Origin of the sequence: Acinetobacter sp. 8I-beige (genome assembly GCF_902505955.1) — a bacterium.
Classification (GTDB): Bacteria; Pseudomonadota; Gammaproteobacteria; order Pseudomonadales; family Moraxellaceae; genus Acinetobacter; species Acinetobacter johnsonii.
The window spans coordinates 1,349,638-1,366,456 of record NZ_LR732790.1 but is presented as its reverse complement, the minus strand read 5'-3'; the positions used below and the strand labels follow the sequence as shown (position 1 = coordinate 1,366,456).

17 protein-coding genes are annotated in these 16,819 nt (G+C 40.2%); 13 read left to right on the top strand and 4 right to left on the bottom strand.

The annotated features are described in order from the left end of the window. Window positions 1-359: 359 nt before the first annotated feature. The 4 genes from GVX98_RS06480 (at window position 360) to GVX98_RS06465 (ending at window position 4,262) form a co-directional block, all read left to right on the top strand. Window positions 360-1,367, top strand: coding sequence for an NAD-dependent epimerase/dehydratase family protein (locus tag GVX98_RS06480; protein ID WP_159127568.1), 1,008 nt, complete (start codon window positions 360-362; stop codon window positions 1,365-1,367). Window positions 1,368-1,478: 111 nt separating this feature from the next. Next, the gene (fumC, locus tag GVX98_RS06475) at window positions 1,479-2,873 is read left to right on the top strand and encodes a class II fumarate hydratase (protein ID WP_004979849.1); all 1,395 of its coding nucleotides are present in this window, start codon (window positions 1,479-1,481) and stop codon (window positions 2,871-2,873) included. 107 nt (window positions 2,874-2,980) lie between these two features. Continuing rightward, a complete protein-coding gene (locus tag GVX98_RS06470) occupies window positions 2,981-3,472 on the top strand; it encodes a hypothetical protein (RefSeq protein ID WP_004693302.1) in 492 nt (163 codons plus the stop codon). A gap of 187 nt (window positions 3,473-3,659) precedes the next feature. Further along, window positions 3,660-4,262 (top strand): nitroreductase family protein, encoded by a 603-nt coding sequence (locus tag GVX98_RS06465; RefSeq protein ID WP_159127567.1) that lies wholly within the window; start codon window positions 3,660-3,662, stop codon window positions 4,260-4,262. A 58-nt stretch (window positions 4,263-4,320) separates the two neighbouring features. On the opposite strand, the gene GVX98_RS06460 is transcribed toward GVX98_RS06465, so the two are convergent. Next, on the bottom strand, window positions 4,321-4,875 hold the full coding sequence (locus tag GVX98_RS06460) for a thermonuclease family protein (protein ID WP_004979847.1): 555 nt from the start codon (window positions 4,873-4,875) through the stop codon (window positions 4,321-4,323). A 216-nt stretch (window positions 4,876-5,091) separates the two neighbouring features. Continuing rightward, window positions 5,092-6,009, bottom strand: coding sequence for a LysR family transcriptional regulator (locus GVX98_RS06455; RefSeq protein ID WP_004979846.1), 918 nt, complete (start codon window positions 6,007-6,009; stop codon window positions 5,092-5,094). 94 nt (window positions 6,010-6,103) lie between these two features. On the opposite strand from GVX98_RS06455, the gene GVX98_RS06450 reads away from it, so the two are divergent. The 7 genes from GVX98_RS06450 to GVX98_RS06420 all read left to right on the top strand — a co-directional run bounded on the left by GVX98_RS06450 (window position 6,104) and on the right by GVX98_RS06420 (window position 12,006). Next, the gene (locus GVX98_RS06450; RefSeq protein ID WP_159127566.1) at window positions 6,104-7,345 is read left to right on the top strand and encodes an acyl-CoA dehydrogenase family protein; all 1,242 of its coding nucleotides are present in this window, start codon (window positions 6,104-6,106) and stop codon (window positions 7,343-7,345) included. A 96-nt stretch (window positions 7,346-7,441) separates the two neighbouring features. Continuing rightward, a complete protein-coding gene (locus GVX98_RS06445) occupies window positions 7,442-8,563 on the top strand; it encodes a phosphotransferase family protein (protein ID WP_159127565.1) in 1,122 nt (373 codons plus the stop codon). Continuing rightward, the gene (locus GVX98_RS06440) at window positions 8,560-9,258 is read left to right on the top strand and encodes a histidine phosphatase family protein (RefSeq protein ID WP_010326632.1); all 699 of its coding nucleotides are present in this window, start codon (window positions 8,560-8,562) and stop codon (window positions 9,256-9,258) included. The genes GVX98_RS06445 and GVX98_RS06440 overlap by 4 nt, the downstream gene beginning before the upstream one ends. A gap of 15 nt (window positions 9,259-9,273) precedes the next feature. After that, complete coding sequence (locus tag GVX98_RS06435; RefSeq protein ID WP_004979839.1) at window positions 9,274-10,017, top strand: SDR family oxidoreductase; 744 nt, start codon at window positions 9,274-9,276, stop codon at window positions 10,015-10,017. 151 nt (window positions 10,018-10,168) lie between these two features. After that, window positions 10,169-10,492: a pyrimidine/purine nucleoside phosphorylase gene (locus GVX98_RS06430; RefSeq protein WP_004693265.1), complete on the top strand. Its 324-nt coding sequence runs from the start codon at window positions 10,169-10,171 to the stop codon at window positions 10,490-10,492. 179 nt (window positions 10,493-10,671) lie between these two features. Further along, window positions 10,672-11,382 (top strand): SGNH/GDSL hydrolase family protein, encoded by a 711-nt coding sequence (locus tag GVX98_RS06425; RefSeq protein WP_004979832.1) that lies wholly within the window; start codon window positions 10,672-10,674, stop codon window positions 11,380-11,382. Between the two features lie 30 nt (window positions 11,383-11,412). Continuing rightward, window positions 11,413-12,006: a uracil-DNA glycosylase family protein gene (locus GVX98_RS06420; protein ID WP_004979831.1), complete on the top strand. Its 594-nt coding sequence runs from the start codon at window positions 11,413-11,415 to the stop codon at window positions 12,004-12,006. Window positions 12,007-12,068: 62 nt separating this feature from the next. Here GVX98_RS06420 and GVX98_RS06415 read toward each other — a convergent pair whose 3' ends face one another. Beyond that, window positions 12,069-12,506, bottom strand: a complete 438-nt coding sequence (locus tag GVX98_RS06415; protein WP_004693260.1) for a hypothetical protein — start codon at window positions 12,504-12,506, stop codon at window positions 12,069-12,071. Between the two features lie 258 nt (window positions 12,507-12,764). After that, window positions 12,765-14,318, bottom strand: a complete 1,554-nt coding sequence (locus GVX98_RS06410) for a phospholipase D family protein (protein ID WP_159127564.1) — start codon at window positions 14,316-14,318, stop codon at window positions 12,765-12,767. A 118-nt stretch (window positions 14,319-14,436) separates the two neighbouring features. Here GVX98_RS06410 and GVX98_RS06405 point away from each other — a divergent pair, with 118 nt between their 5' ends. Then, window positions 14,437-15,552 (top strand): S-(hydroxymethyl)glutathione dehydrogenase/class III alcohol dehydrogenase, encoded by a 1,116-nt coding sequence (locus tag GVX98_RS06405; protein ID WP_004693257.1) that lies wholly within the window; start codon window positions 14,437-14,439, stop codon window positions 15,550-15,552. Window positions 15,553-15,778: 226 nt separating this feature from the next. Continuing rightward, entirely contained in the window at window positions 15,779-16,807 is a 1,029-nt protein-coding gene (locus GVX98_RS06400; RefSeq protein ID WP_159127563.1) for a flavin reductase family protein, read from the top strand. The last annotated feature ends 12 nt before the right edge of the window (window positions 16,808-16,819 follow it).

The following is a 16,819-nucleotide window of genomic DNA, read 5'->3' as shown; positions in this document are numbered from 1 at the left end:
CGTACCAAGTCGTAAGAATAGGTTTCTTTTTAGTTTTTCGGGGGGGAGATACTAAAAAAGAAGCATTATAGTGATCTTTAAAAAAAATCAAATCAACAAAGCTTTATTTTTGAAAATTCTTCCTGACTGATAAAGTATTATTTGCTTTCATAAACAACATACAGTTCATAGGTATAACTGCAACACATACAATATTCCGAAGCTATAATATGGTGGTATAGTGCTCTTGCAGATTAGCCGACCCAAGAGAATTTTTGAGTCGGTTTTTTGCGTTTAAGATCTGTGGATAACTCATTTGTAACACCAAAAATACACCAATAAGATGCAACTTGCTGATTATTATAAGGAGTATCTATACAATGATTTTAGTGACTGGTGGTTTAGGCTTTATAGGCTCTCATATTGCTTTGAGCTTTATGGCGCATGGGCAAGAGGTCATTATTGTAGACAATTTATCCAATGCGAACTTACAAACTCTTGAACGATTAGAATTTATTAGTGGCATGTACGTGCCTTTTGTCAAAATTGATATACGAAATACGCCTGCTTTAAACAAAGTTTTTGAGCAGTATTCCATCGATGCGGTGGTGCATGCTGCAAGTTTTAAATCGCTTGAAGAATCTGTACTGAAGCCTTTGGAATACTATAACGATAATGTCAGTTGTATCATGAGTTTACTGCGTGCCATGCAGCGCACAGGTGTCCGAACTTTGGTTCATCTTTCAAGTCTTGCGGTCTATGGTGAATCCAGCCTACATTTAGAAGAAGATTTAGAACTGAATTACGGCTATCCAAACCCGTATATCAAATCGCAGCAAATGGTCGAAGAAATTATTCGAGATACAGCAAAAACGGATAATGAATGGAAAATTGCAATTTTAAGAATGGGCAATGTTGCTGGTGCATTTGAAAATGCGATGCTCGGAGAACTGTTCCCGCCTTTACCGAAAAATATTATTCCACTGTTGATGCAAGTCGCTGCAAAACAGCGTGATCATATTGAACTTAGAAAAAGTGCACAAACCACAGATCATACCGTAGAGCGTAGTTTTTTACATATACTCGATGCCTGTGATGCGATTGCTGCTTCGTTACAATGGTTAAGTACTCAACAGTTTGCTTGTGATGCTTTTAATATTGCAGGTCAAAGTGTGTCGATACAGCAGTTGGTTGAAAAAGTTGAAAATGTGACGCAAAGTGATATTGCTACAGTCGATGTGAAGGATTCGAACATCGTGGAATTAGATCAGGTCGCAGCCGAGTGTAGTAAAGCGAAAAACGTTTTACACTGGCAAGCGAAGCGCAGTTTAGAACAAACCCTTGAAGATGGATGGCGTTTCTACCGACAAAGTCTAGATGGTCGTTAATTAATTTAATGATAATAATTATCATTTACATATTTTTGCTTAATCATTAAGATAAGGAAAACAAGCGCAAAATAATCATTTTGCAATTCACTTAAAAAGGAAGAGGTTAAAATGCAAACACGTATTGAACATGACACGATGGGCGAAGTTGAAGTACCGAGTGAAGCACTTTGGGGTGCTCAAACTCAGCGTAGTTTGCAAAACTTTAAAATTGGTAGTGAACGTCTACCACGTCCAATGATTCGTGCCATGGGCTTAGTGAAAAAAGCAGCAGCATTGACCAATGCTGAGCTCAACCAAATTCCACAAGAATTGGCGCAATACATCGTCGGTGCTGCGGATGAAGTGATTGCAGGGCAGTGGGATAGTCAGTTTCCTTTGGTGGTATGGCAAACTGGTTCAGGCACACAAAGCAACATGAACTGTAATGAAGTGATTGCCAATATCGCCAATCAGAAACTTGGCAATCCCTTAGGTGCACAAAAACCTGTACACCCGAACGATCACGTGAACCGTGCTCAGTCGACCAATGACTCCTTCCCAACGGCGATTCATGTCGCAGCAAGTATTCAGATCAATGAATTACTGATTCCTGCGGTGACACAGCTTCGAGATACTTTAGAGGCAAAGTCTCAAGCATTTGCTGACATCGTCAAAATTGGCCGAACTCATTTACAAGATGCGACACCCTTAACCTTAGGCCAAGAATTTAGCGGGTATGTTTCTCAGCTCGATCACGGCTTAAAGCGTTTACAACAAGCACTTTCAGGCTTGTATGAGCTGCCTTTAGGTGGAACCGCTGTAGGTACAGGATTGAATGCTCATCCTGATTATGCAGAAAAATCAGCGGAGCAACTGGCACAGTTGACAGGACTGCCTTTTGTGACTGCACCAAATAAATTTGAAGCATTGGCTGGGCGTGATGCAGCAGTGTTTGCTTCAGGCGCATTAAAAACGCTTGCGGTAAGCTTGAACAAAATAGCCAATGACATTCGCTGGTTGGCAAGTGGTCCACGTTGTGGTTTTGGCGAGTTACGTATTCCTGAAAATGAGCCAGGCTCAAGTATTATGCCGGGGAAAGTGAACCCGACTCAAAGTGAAGCGATGACCATGGTGGTGGCTCAAGTCTTAGGCAATGACACCACGATTAATGTTGCGGGTGCATCGGGTAACTTTGAGTTGAATGTATTCATGCCAGTGATTGCGTTTAATTTGTTGCAGTCGATTCAGCTTTTGGGTGACGCATGTAATAGCTTTAATGATCACTGTGCAGTGGGTATTGAGCCAAACCGCGAAAAAATTGACCACTTCTTACATGACTCATTGATGTTAGTTACGGCTTTAAACCCAGTGATTGGCTATGAAAATGCAGCGAAAGTTGCCAAAACAGCGTATAAAGAAGGCAAAACCCTAAAACAAGTGGCTGTGGAGTTGAACTTGGTCACTGCTGAGCAGTTTGATGAAGTGGTACGTCCAGAGCAAATGATTTCCCCAAATGTAAAATAGCCCTTGACCCAGATGCTCAACTAAAGAGCAAATGAACATCAGCGGTTTTTATCTTTGGGCGAAGTCGGTACAATGGTCGACTAAAGATAAACTGCTGATGAGTTACCATGCTTGATATTTATTTGACAGATGTTCAGAAAAACGTGCAATTTAACGATTATCCGGGTGAACATCCAGTTAAATTTGTTTTAAATTTCAAAAAGATTTTCCCAAGTGTTATGGAGTTATTGCTTCCTGTACTACCTGAAAATGAAAATCTTGAAGAAATGACATGGGAATCAACCACGACTGACTTTGAACTTTTCAAACTGTTGTTGAGTGGTTGGGGCGTGATTGAATTACGCTTAAACGCGATCAAACAGTTTAAAGATAAAGATTTTGCAGATGCTCTAGTGAAACGTGCACAACAAAAGCGCAAAGACTTTGCAAAAGCACAGCAACAGTTGAAAACAGTTGAACTTGATTATTTATTTATGCATGAGATTCATGCATTGATCGATGCAGAATTGGTTGAACTGGGTGAAAAGTTCTATTTACCCGTTCTTCGTGACTTATGGAAAAATAAAATTCCAACTCAAGTCTTAGAAGCCAAATTTTAAGTCATTCAAAAAATCCTCCAAATGGAGGATTTTTTATATCGATAGCAAAACTATGTATTTGCGAGCATAAGAAAGTATTTAAACTGCATCTAAAGCACTAAATTTTATTATTTGGTCAAATATTGGAATTAATATTGCTTGATACATTGCGTCATCATTCACCGTATAGTCTTAAGGATTTTATAATATGTCAAATCAGTTCATCGACTTAATCACAAAGCGTCGTACCATTTATGCCATTGGTAAAAAGGTCGAGCACAGCCCTGAATTTTTAACTGATTTGATTCAAACTGCCATTAAACAAAGCCCATCATCGTTCAATTCACAGTCATCTCGGGCGGTAATTTTATTTAATGCGGAACATGAAAAGTTCTGGACTTTTGTGGCTGAAAAACTGAAGTCTTATGCTAAAGATGCAGAAAACGCGGCTAAAACAACGACAAAAATGGCCAGTTTTGCAGCAGGTATAGGTACAGTTTTATTTTTTGAAGATTTAGATGTAATTCAGAACCTACAAGAGCAATTTCCATCTTATGCTGAAAATTTCCCAGTATGGGCAGAGCATTCAACTGCAATAGCACAGTTTGCAACTTGGACTGCATTACATACCTTAGGTTTAGGTGCATCTTTACAGCATTACAATCCAATTGTAGATGAAGAAGTCCATGCTGAGTGGAATGTGACTGCAAGTTGGAAACTGCGTGCACAACTGGTCTTCGGCTCGGTTGAGGGGGAAGCTAAAGAAAAAGGCTTTGTGGATGATGCTGTACGCTTTAAAGTCTTCAAATAATCAATCAAAAAGCTGCTTCATATGGAGCGGCTTTTTAGACTTAGTTTTTACAGATCGGCTACTTCTTCATTTTTCGGTAGTCACTCGGGCGAATAGGGCGAGTGCCGCGCCATAAACCTTTCTTATGTTTTTTCGCATGACTTTGTAAAGCATTCATATGTTTCAAATGCTTTTTATCCTTAATATAGTCCTCATAGACCCATGCTGCACCACGTTTGACCATTTCTTCATTCATACTTCTCCGAAAACGGTAGATTTCACCTACACAGCGACCATAACGGTCAATGTCTGTAATGCGAACACGAACCACTTTCCGATAAACCATTTTTTTGATTAAGCGTTTTGATTCAGGCCCATAGCTTTGAGTCGACTCAGGCGCATCAATATAGGCAAAGCGTAATTTGGTTTCAGAGCGTCGAAAGTTAAAGCGATAACATGTCAGTGTATCACCATCACTTATAGCCGTAATTCGACACCAATAGGTTTTACCTTTTTTAAAAGGATGGAGAAATTGGCTGAGAGCATTTTGTATTTTATAAAAAGTAAATACCAGTATCAGGCAAAGGACGAAGCCAATACCGATGAGCCAGCTATTGGACAGGTGATCAAACATAGAGGAGATCAATAGAAAATAAAAATATCAAAAAGACATTGTATGGCAGATACGCTATTTAAAATGCTTTAAGTGATCTCAAGTGTTTATTTTTCATAAGAAAGTAGATGTTTAATTAAACAAGTAAACAGGAACAAAGTTCTGGCGAAATAAAAAAAGAAAATAGCTAGTTTATTTAGAAATAGCCTAAGCAAATTTATGAGATATAAAAATAGCCTAAGCAAAAATTTTATAAATTTCACTCCTTAAAAAATGGTGTCTTTTATTTTCCATTAAATTTTTATGCCAATAAATTCCAATATTCATTTGCGGCAGTTTCACAGGAACATCAAAAATATTGAGTAAAGGGGAAACATGTAAATGGCTCAAAATATTTTGAGGAATCGTTAAAATTGCATTTGGATATTGCTCTAAAATTTGTAGCGCAGTGGAATAGTGCTGACAACGCAAAAAAACCTGTCTAGACAGTTGCTTACGATTTAAATGAACATCTTCAACCAAAACACCAGTACGCCGCGAAGATACACCAATATGCGGTGCAGCCAAATACAATTCAGCATTGATTTGCTCGAGCTGAGTACAAGCCACAAACTGGTCTTTGACTAAGCTCTCAAATTGAATTTTATCGCCAAAATTTTGTTCCAAATCAATCACAAAATCAATTTGTTGAGAAACTAAATCGGCATCTACTGTTTTACGGTCCAGCTTACTACTCATGAACTGAATACTTAATCCAAGTTTCTGAAAGTGAGCGACTAACTTTGGGAAAACAATTGGTTCGATTTCATCATGAATCGCAATTTTTAGGCTTTGAACCATGTTCGGGTCGAAGCTTTGCTGCTGCATAGAAATACTTTGGATTGCAATTAAAGCATTTTTAATAATCAGATAATTTTGTTCTGCAAAAGGTGTTGGAAGCATTTGGCTGCCAGAGCGAACAAATAAATCATCCTTTAAATGGCTACGTAGACGCTGCAAGGCATGACTGGCAGCAGACTGCGTAATCGACAAGATTTGAGCTGCTTTTGAAATACTTTTTTGCTCATAAATTGCAATAAAAAGCGGGTATAAATTGATATCGATGCGATGAAAAAGGCCCATATCAATGGGTGACTTACTATGAATGTTGTTCATGCTGATCTATAAAATAAAATCATTTTGTTCATATTAGTTTTCAGGTTATGTTGATGTAAAGCGAAAATATCAAAATAGATCGAAGGAAGTAGCCATGTTTGAACTCTCAGCACGTGCTCAAGATTATGTAGAACGTACCAAACAATTTATTCAAAACGAAATTGAGCCTATCGAAACTGACTTTTGGCATGAGGTACATGAACTGAACCAAGGTGGTGACTGGACCAAATGGCGGTGGCCCGCACAACTTGAAACGCTAAAAGCCAAAGCAAAAGCTGCGGGTTTATGGAATATGTTTTTGCCTTGTCCTGAATTGGGTCAAGGTCTATCGGTTCAAGAGTATGCTCATATTGCAGAACTCACAGGTCGTAGTCTTCTTGCGCCGACCGTATTTAACTCTAATGCGCCTGACAGTGGCAACATGGAAGTATTGTGGCGTTATGGCTCTGAAGCTCAAAGGCAAGAGTGGCTTACGCAGCTTTTAGATGGAAAAATTCGCTCTGTTTTCTGCATGACAGAACCAGCTGTTGCTTCATCCGATGCGACCAATATGCAAGCAACAGCCGTGATCGAAGGCGATGAAATTGTGTTAAATGGCCGTAAATGGTGGTCTTCAGGCTTAGGTGACCCCAATGCCAAAATTATTATTTTTATGGCACATACACCAGATGAAACCAAAGATCGCCACCATCAACACTCGATGGTTTTAGTGCCTGTTGAAACGGCTGGAGTCAAAATAGAACGAATGTTACCAGTCTTTGGTGACTACGATGCACCCCATGGTCACGGTGAAATTAGCTTTAGTAATGTTCGTGTTCCTGTTTCCAACTTTATTGGTGGTGCAGGTCAAGGTTTTGAAATTGCCCAAGGTCGTTTAGGCCCGGGTCGTATTCATCACTGTATGCGCTGCATTGGTGCTGCGGAAAAATCTTTAGAGTTGATGATCGATCGTGGTATGAGTCGTACTGCATTTGGCAAAGAAATTTTAAAATTAGGTGGGAACCTAGAGCGCGTGGCTGATGCACGTGTTGCAATTGATCAAGCACGTTTATTAACCTTGTATGCTGCGTATAAAATGGATACTTTAGGGAATATGGCAGCGTTAACTGAAATCTCTGCCATTAAAGTCGTTGCGCCAAGTGTGCTTGAAAAAGTGGTCGATATGGCGATTCAAATTCACGGCGGAGCAGGTGTGTCGCGTGATACGCCTTTGACAGGTTTCTTCGCTCAAGCACGTTCACTGCGTTTGGCCGATGGACCAGATGAAGTGCATAAAGGCATGATTGCAAAATTAGAACTGGCAAAACGTGGCTATAGTACGCGTCGTAAAAAATAATAGAGGAGAAGATCATCTCTTTAATTCATCGTGTTGAAATAAGAATAGATGATCTTCTAAGTTATAAAGAAAAGATTGATAGTTTGGGAAAAAAGAATGTCAGCGATTGATGTAGGTGGAACAGTTCGGGCGGGTGAAGAACTGGATGCTGTAGCTGTAGAAAACTGGCTCAAAGCACAAGGAGTCGACCTACAAGGGCAGGTTGAAGTCACGCAATACTCAGGCGGTGCATCTAACTGGACGTATAGATTGAAATACGACAATGTCGATCTAATTCTACGCCGCCCACCCAAAGGTACCAAAGCTAAATCTGCACATGACATGGCACGTGAATATCATGTGCAAAAAAATTTAACCCCTTTTTATCCTGTACTTCCCAAAATGGTTGCATTGTGTCAGGACGAGTCTGTTCTTGGCTGTGACTTCTACGTGATGAAACGTGTAGAAGGCATTATTCCACGGGCCAATTTACCGAGAGAGTTAGATTTTAAAGAAGCCCAAGTTCGTGAGTTGTGTATCAATGTGATTGATAAACTGATCGAACTTCATCAAGTCCCGTACCAAGGCACGGAGCTTGAGAACCTTGGTAAAGGTGAGGGTTACTGCCGTCGTCAAGTGGAAGGTTGGGACGCTCGTTTTGAAAAAGCCAAAACCATTAATGTCCCTTCATTTAAATATGTGCGAAAGTGGCTGAAAGATAATATTCCAGCAGACTCAAAAACCTGTGTAATTCATAACGATTGGCGGTTTGATAATGTCATTTTAGATCCGAATCATCCGACACAAATTATTGGTGTCTTGGATTGGGAAATGGCAACGCTCGGTGACCCACTGATGGATTTAGGTTCGGCTTTGGCATATTGGGTTGAAGAGTCAGATAGTGCACTTTTTAAGGCGACACGTCGTCAACCGACAAATCTTAAAGGCATGTTCACACGTAAAGAAGTGGTCGATTATTATTTAGAACAAATGGGTTTAGAAGTCGAGAATTGGACCTTTTATGAAGTCTTTGGCATTTTCCGTTTAGCCGTGATTGCCCAACAAATTTATTATCGCTATCACCATAAACAGACCAATAACCCAGCTTTCAAAGATTTTTGGATTTTAATTCATGCTCTCCATATTCGCGCACTTAAATTGATTGGTTTACAGAAAATTGAAGCCAATGAAGTCGCTCAAAAATACATTGTTAAAATGAAGGAAATATTAGGCAAATGACCACTATTTATTTCATTCGCCACGGGCAAGCATCTTTTGGTGCAGAAAGTTATGATCAACTCTCTCCCAATGGCGAACTCCAAGCCAAAATTTTGGGTCAATATTTTGATCAGATCTTAAAAGAAGCGCCTGTGGTGGTGTCAGGCTCCATGCAGCGACATCAGCAAACGGCATGTATTTCTTTGGCTGAATGCTTTCCTGAAGTAGATGTCTTAACAGATTCTGCATGGAATGAGTTCAATCATCAGCAAGTCTTTGCCCATTACGAACCGCGTTTTAACGAGCCACATTTACTAAAAGCCGATGTGGCTAAAGAATCCAATCCACGTGCATATTTGGCCAAGATATTTGAAGGGGCAATTGAACGCTGGACGGGGGGTGACTATCACCATGAATACGATGAATCATGGCCTGAGTTTAAAAGTCGAATTGAAGTCGCTTTACAAGATTTGTGTGATGAACTGGCTCAAAGCAAACCTCGTTATGCTGTGGTGTTTACTTCAGGCGGTGTGATTTCAGTGGTTGCAGGCAAACTTTTGGGTTTAAGTCCGAATAAAACCTTTGCGCTTAATTGGGCTATTGCTAACAGCAGCATGACCACATTACGACTGGTGGGCAATGAACCGCAGCTTTTAAGTCTCAATGAACATCATTTTATTAAAGCCGAAAACTCAAACTTACTGACATGGATCTAAGGACAGGATTAAGACATGGCTAAAACAATTTTAATTACAGGGGCAAGTTCTGGCATTGGTGCAGGTATGGCGCGCGAATTTGCACAAAAAGGCTATAACTTGGCAATTTGTGCAAGACGCATAGATCGCCTTGAAAGCCTAAAAGAGGAACTTGAGAGCAAGTACGGCATAAAAGTCATCCCTAAAGTTTTAGATGTGACCAATTACGATCAAGTGTTTGAAGTCTTTCGTGCATTTAAACAAGAATTTGGCCATTTAGACCGTGTGATTGTAAATGCTGGAATTGGAGATGGACGTCGAATTGGTAAAGGCAGTTTTGCGATTAATAAAGCCACGGTTGAAACCAACTTTATTTCAGCTCTAGCGCAGTGTGAAGCTGCAGTTGAAATTTTCCGTGAGAAAAATGCAGGGCATTTGGTTGTTATCTCGTCTATGAGTGCAGTCCGCGGTATGCCAAAACATTTGACAGCGTACGGTGCAAGTAAAGCGGGTGTTGCACATTTGGCCGAAGGTATTCGTGCAGAACTTCTCAATACCCCAATCAAAGTTACCACGATTTTCCCTGGCTATATTCGTACAGAAATCAATGAGGGTGCAAAACCACTACCTTTTGAAGTGGATGAAAAAACAGGTTCACGACTGTTGGCAGCAGAAATTGAAAAAGCCCCTGTAAAAGCCTATGTCCCTAAATGGCCGTGGTTACCACTAGGTTTAGCAATGAAAATTTTACCGCTGAAATTGGTCAATAAACTGGGCTAATGATTGAAATAAAAAGGCTATCAATCAGCCTTTTTATTTTTAACTATGTGAGTGCCTTCTAAACATACGTTGCTGTTTACAGATGATCATTTGAGTGCATTCATGAGTTGGTCATAAACCCGAGGTAGCATTGAAGAAAAAGGTGATTAAGATGTCCACACAATTCGACTTTGTTTCAGTTAGAAAAAAGCCCAATGTCCATTTTGGTGGGCGCTCAATTAGCCATGTTATTCAATGTGAAGATGGTTCACAAAAGACCCTTGGCGTTATTTTGCCTACAGATCAACCACTGACTTTTGAAACGCATGTCGCGGAGCATATTGAAATTGTTTCAGGTCAATGCCAAGTTAAAATTGGGCTACAGACTGAAATGAGGCTGTATCATGCAGGTGAAAGTTTTGATGTTCCTGCCAACAGCCGCTTTAGTATGATGGCAAGTGAAGTCGTAGATTATATTTGTCACTTGGAAAAATAGCCGAAGACAAAGACTAAAAATGGCTAGAATAACATTAACTCTTGTAACTTTATGATTATATGTATTTTTTATCATTAACTTTGAAGCAATATTTCTGAAGACTATTTAAGTCAGTGTATAGACGCAATTCAACGTATACTATTTTCATCTCTCAGCTAGCTTAGACCCAGTCACTGAATATGCGATTAAAAATTTATACGCTGGCTTTGATTCCAGTCATTCTTTTTCAAGGTTATGCCGTCAAAAAAAATACACCAAGATTGGCTGAACCCGAAGGAGAGCGCATTGGACAAAAGGGCGTGGGTAAGTCGCTTGCTTTGCTCATTTTGGGGGATTCAGCAGCTGCAGGTGTCGGTGTAAATGCTCAAGATGATGCGTTATTGGGTTCAATTTTAAAAGAACTGTCATCTGAATTTAGTATTCAATTTTATTTACACGCAACGACGGGATTCACCACAGATCAGGTCATTCAGTCCATCCAAATGCTTGAGACACAGCATTTTGATGTCATCATTACTTCTGTGGGCGTAAATGACATTACAAAATTCACATCGCCGCAGGCTTGGATCGCAAAACAGAAGCAGCTTTATGACATACTCAAACATAAGTTTAGTCCACAACTAACGATTGCATCTGGTGTCCCCCCGATGGATCAGTTTCCCGCACTTCCAAACCCACTTGCATGGTTGTTCGGTCAATATGCTAAAGCGATGAACTTAGAATTAGGCCAATTTGTCGCACAGCACAATCAGATGGAGTGGATAGAGTACGATCTAAAGAAGTTTTTGGCTTTAAACTTAGCTATGGCCAAAGACGGTTTCCACCCCAGCAAAGAAATTTATCAGTATTGGGGTAAACAAGTGGCTGAAAAAATACGCCAATCTTTTTAAAATGCAATAAAGACAAATTTTTTATAGCTTATGACACATTCAGTTGAAATTGAAAAACATCCACTTGAACCGTTCCTGCCATCTAATGCCAAATTATTGATGCTGGGCAGCTTTCCACCGCCCAAGGCCCGCTGGAAAATGGACTTTTACTATCCAAATTTTCAAAATGATATGTGGAAAATATTTGGCTTGTGTTTTTTCCAAGATAAAAATTATTTTCTCAATATCGAGCAGAAGACATTTAAAGAACAACAGATCCGTACATTTTTAAATGAACGGGGCATTGCGATTTTTGATACGGCCTATGAAGTGATTCGCCAAAAGGGCAATGCTTCAGATAAGTTTTTGCACATTATTACCCCAACCAATGTGCAACATTTACTTGAACAAATGCCCAGATGTCATAGTGTGATGACCACGGGCGATAAAGCCACTGATACGCTTATGCTGTCTATGCCTACAGGTACGTTAAAACCACAAATTGGCATGAAGTCCGAGACACATTTTGCTGGGCGAGACCTGAGGCTTTATCGGATGCCATCTTCTTCTCGTGCCTATCCTTTGGCTTTAGAGAAAAAAGCCGAAGCTTATTACAACTTATTTTCTGAAATAGGCTTACTTTAGGTTACTATTTGGATTATCCACATGACTGAATATTCCAGCCATTCGTAGATGGTTGGTCTGCTTTAGTCTTCGTACTCAACATAGTCCCAGAGATTAAGCCGCGCTTTAATCTGTTTACGTAGTTGTGGCAGCATAGGAAATAATGTTCCATCAATCCATAGGCTGAGTGCACCTGCCGAAAGTGGCTGTTGCGATTCATCGATCAATTGTGCACCTTTCACCAAAACAAAAGTCTCTTCGCTTGCAGCTGTTTCGATCCCTTTAAACTGAACCAAAAGTTCATGGCCTGTATCTTGGATTAGCCACTCCAGTTCAATTTGGATATTTTGATTGGATTTTAAAACGACTTGCCCTTCAACCATGTCATTGTCACTCAAGCAGTCATGCTCAACACGCACTTTACTTAGAAACCATTCTTGTCGAGCAAGATCTTCTAGTGTTTTGTAAGGGGGTAAAATATTACTGAGATTAAACTGACGACTTAAATCAAAAAATTGCATTACTAAACTTTGTAAAGGGGAAATAAAAAAGAAGGGCTGCATGTTAAATCAAAGTGTCTACTGAGTAAAACCTTTCAAGCCCTTGAATGAATTTAGGTATCAGATCCAATTATTCTGTTCGAGTCTTATATTCAACGGTGTTTATTAAAAATAGCAATAGATAAAGTATTTTTAAGCTGAGCCTAAAAAACAAAGCACTCAGCCTAAACAGAAAGCTATCATACATTAGAGAATATGGATAACGTCATTCACCTGTAATTACATCATCCATTCAATGGGTAGGTATGACACGGCTTTCATCATAAAACGCTGAAATTTTGTAGTTTCGGGTTCTTTTTGATGTTCAATGACAGTTCCATCTTTTTGATGTTCAAGCCAAATGATATCGCCTTGAGGATTAAGCTTTAACTCATATGCAATATGCGGGAGAAATTCATCTAACTTGTGTGAGATTGCATTTTGCAATTGATCTGACTCCACCACTAAGCCGACTTCTGTATTTAAATGGGCTGAGCGTGGGTCAAAGTTAAACGAACCGACAAAGACTTTTCCGTCTATATCAAAAAATTTGGCATGGAGCCGTGAGGAACTTCGACCTTTAGCTGGAATCACATGCCCAGTTGCTACTTCATACCATGTGTATTTTTCTCGTTCGATATAGGGTTTAAATTCATATAATTTGACGCCATTTTCGAGTAAGCCACGGCGATATTTTTTATAAAATGCATGCACAATGGCAACATCATTAGCTAATAACGAATTGGTTAAGACCCGAACTCGAGTTCCATTTTTTGCCAAATTGGAAAGGTAGTCAGCACCTGCTGTGGTTGGAACAAAATATGCGGAGACCAACTCCATATGCTTTTCAGGCTTGCCCATCAAATCGAACATTTGTTTGACAATGATTTCATCAGGCTTTGCTTCGCCGCGAATTTTATTGGGAGAATCGGCAATGAAATGAGCCTTTGCCCAGTTAACAGGATGTTTAGTTAGTTCTGAATCGACTTGTATCCGAGCCAAATCAATTTTCCGTTCAATCACATTTTTATCTAAGGCATCCGCTTCATAGTGCTGTTTTAATTGAGCCAGTTCTTCTTTTGTTCCACGACCCACTAATTGGGGAATTGTATAACTGAGATCATCATTCCAGAAATTTAGAAATACACTGTTAGCATGTTCTACAGCTTTCCCATAAAACAAAATGTCCAAATCGGTAAATTGGAATTTTTCACTGGCATCAAAGTATTCACTGCTGATGTTACGACCACCAGTTACCGCAATTGCACCATCAGCAATGATCAGTTTGTTATGCATACGATGGTTAATATGATTGAAGCGAAAAGCATAATCAATCACACGTAAATGACGGTATTTGTAAGGGTTAAATAATTTGATTTCAAAATTGGGGTGAGCGCTCAGTTTTTTGAGAGTTTCATCAAGTGCCGTGCCGTTTTGGTCATCAATTAATAAACGTACTTTCACCCCACGATCCGCAGCATTCAGCAGTTCGTGCAACATCATATGGCCTATAAAGTCATCTCCCCAAATATAGTATTGGACATCTAGACTGTGCTTGGCCTCTCGTATCAAGTGTAAGCGTGAGGCAATGCTCATAAATGCTTCGTCCAACGCCAAATAAGCCGTAAGTCCCTGTTTTTGCTGTGCAGATACATCTTGACCCTTGAGCCAATGTTCTGCATATACCTCTACAGGGGCTGAAGGCTTAGCCTGATTGGGGGCGAGCTGGCATCCCGCGAGTGTTAAAACGGTGCTCAGCAAAATCAGGGGTCGACAATGAGTTGGTATCGCCATATTTCTTTTAAAGACCTAATTTTTATAAGTTATATATTTCACATGTTATAGGTTGAAACAGAGAATAAAAAGCGGTTACTGTAGCGCATCTGTTAAAGACCTGTTAAGGATAGCGAAAATGAAATCACGTGCAGCTGTTGCCTTTGGACCTGGACAACCTCTGGAAATTGTAGAAATTGATGTTGCTCCACCGCAAAAAGGTGAAGTTTTAGTCAAGATTACCCATACAGGTGTATGCCATACCGACGCATTTACTTTATCTGGTGATGATCCTGAAGGTGTTTTTCCAGCAGTTTTAGGTCATGAAGGTGCGGGTATCGTAGTTCAGGTCGGTGAAGGTGTAACCAGCGTTCAGCCGGGTGATCATGTTATTCCACTGTATACGGCTGAGTGTGGCGAGTGTTTATTCTGCCAGTCAGGCAAGACCAATCTATGTGTTGCAGTTCGAGCTACGCAGGGCAAAGGTCTGATGCCAGATGGTACAACGCGTTTTTCTTATAATGGACAACCGATTTATCACTACATGGGCTGTTCAACCTTTTCTGAATATACCGTTGTCGCAGAAGTGTCTTTGGCTAAAATCAATCCAGAGGCTAACCCTGAACACGTCTGTCTATTGGGTTGCGGCGTGACCACTGGTTTAGGTGCAGTCAAAAATACAGCTAAAGTACAAGAGGGTGATACCGTTGCAGTCTTTGGTTTAGGCGGTATTGGTCTAGCTGTTGTACAAGGTGCAAAAAAAGCCAAAGCCAGCCGTATTATTGCGGTTGATACGAACCCTGACAAATATAAATTAGCAGCAGAATTCGGAGCAACTGATTTTGTAAACCCAAAAGATCATGACCGTCCTGTACAAGAAGTCATTGTTGAAATGACTGGTTGGGGGGTTGATCACTCATTTGAATGTATTGGTAACACCAATGTCATGCGCTCAGCACTTGAATGTGCACACCGTGGTTGGGGGCAGTCGGTGATTATTGGTGTGGCAGGTGCAGGCCAAGAGATTTCAACGCGTCCATTCCAACTGGTCACTGGCCGTACCTGGAAAGGGACAGCTTTTGGCGGTGTAAAAGGTCGTTCACAACTGCCAGGTATGGTTGAAGAAGCAATGACTGGCGACATTCGTTTAGCTCCATTTGTTACGCATACCATGGGTCTCGACAAAATCAATGAAGCCTTTGACTTAATGCATGATGGGAAATCAATCCGTACTGTGATTCATTTTGAAGACTAATTCGCTGTAATATGTTTAAAAAACCAAGCTGCGGCTTGGTTTTTTGTTTTTGATTAGAAGAAAAGTGAATTGGCAAAACCGTTCATGTTGTTAGACAAAAATGATAAAAAATGTCAATTCGTTAGATTTTGTCCTTTTATGACATAGTCGAAAATAGGTTCTCACCTTATCTTGATGTCTCAATAATGCACACTTGTATAAAAATAAACTAAAGCAGAGGGTGACTATGGGAAAGCATGTTGAATACCGTCCTGAATGGGTGCGTGAAGATTTCATCGATTTTCTGGCTGAAAAAGTCAATCCGCTATGGGCATGGAAAAAAGCCAAAGCGCGGATTGTTGCAAAACATCACTTGTCAGATGACTTCCTGTACATGCAGTTACAGCCAAATCATCATTTTAAAGCAACCGACTATCAAGCTGGGCAAAGTATCTTAGTGACAGTACTCATTGCTGGTGTACGTTGGCAGCGCAGCTATTCGATTGTCGAGATTTTAGAAAATGGCAATCTTGTGATTGCTGTCAAACAACAGGGCAAAGTCTCAAATGCGCTCACTCAACAGCCTGTAAAAAGTGTAGTTGAAATTTCCCAAACGCAGGGCGAATTTGTTTTGAAAACTCAGCCTCACTCTGCACTGATGATTGCCTCGGGAAGTGGTATTACCGCAATTTACGCATTGATTAAGGCTGTATTAAAACGCCCACAAACAGTTTCCAATATCGATTTAATTTACTTTACGCGGGATGATAGCTTTCATGCAGAACTGCAACAACTTACTGAACATTATCCGCAGTTTAAATACCATCATGTCAATACACGGACTCATAAACAACATCTGAGCCAAGAGTTGCTTAGCCAAAAGATTGAAGGTTTTGAACAACGTGAATGCTATGCTTGTGGTGCTACCAATATGATGCAAAGCCTGACAGAAATTTATCAGGCTTTAGACCTAGTTGACCATCTCAATACCGAATACTTTCAAATTGTTGTCGATCATACTCAGAGCGCTCAACTGGTCACGTTTCAACGTTCGCAGCAACAGTTTCAAGCTCAAAGTAATTTATTAGACAGTGCAGAACAGGCGGGTTTACGTCCCGCGCATGGCTGCCGTATGGGCATTTGTAATACTTGTTCATGTACCAAAGTTCAGGGTGTGGTGCGGAATCTGCTCACAGGCGAGCTTGATCAAAACAATAACACACAAATTAAATTATGCATTTCACAGGCGGTTAGTCCTGTTGTGATCAACCTTTAAGAAGGTATAGAT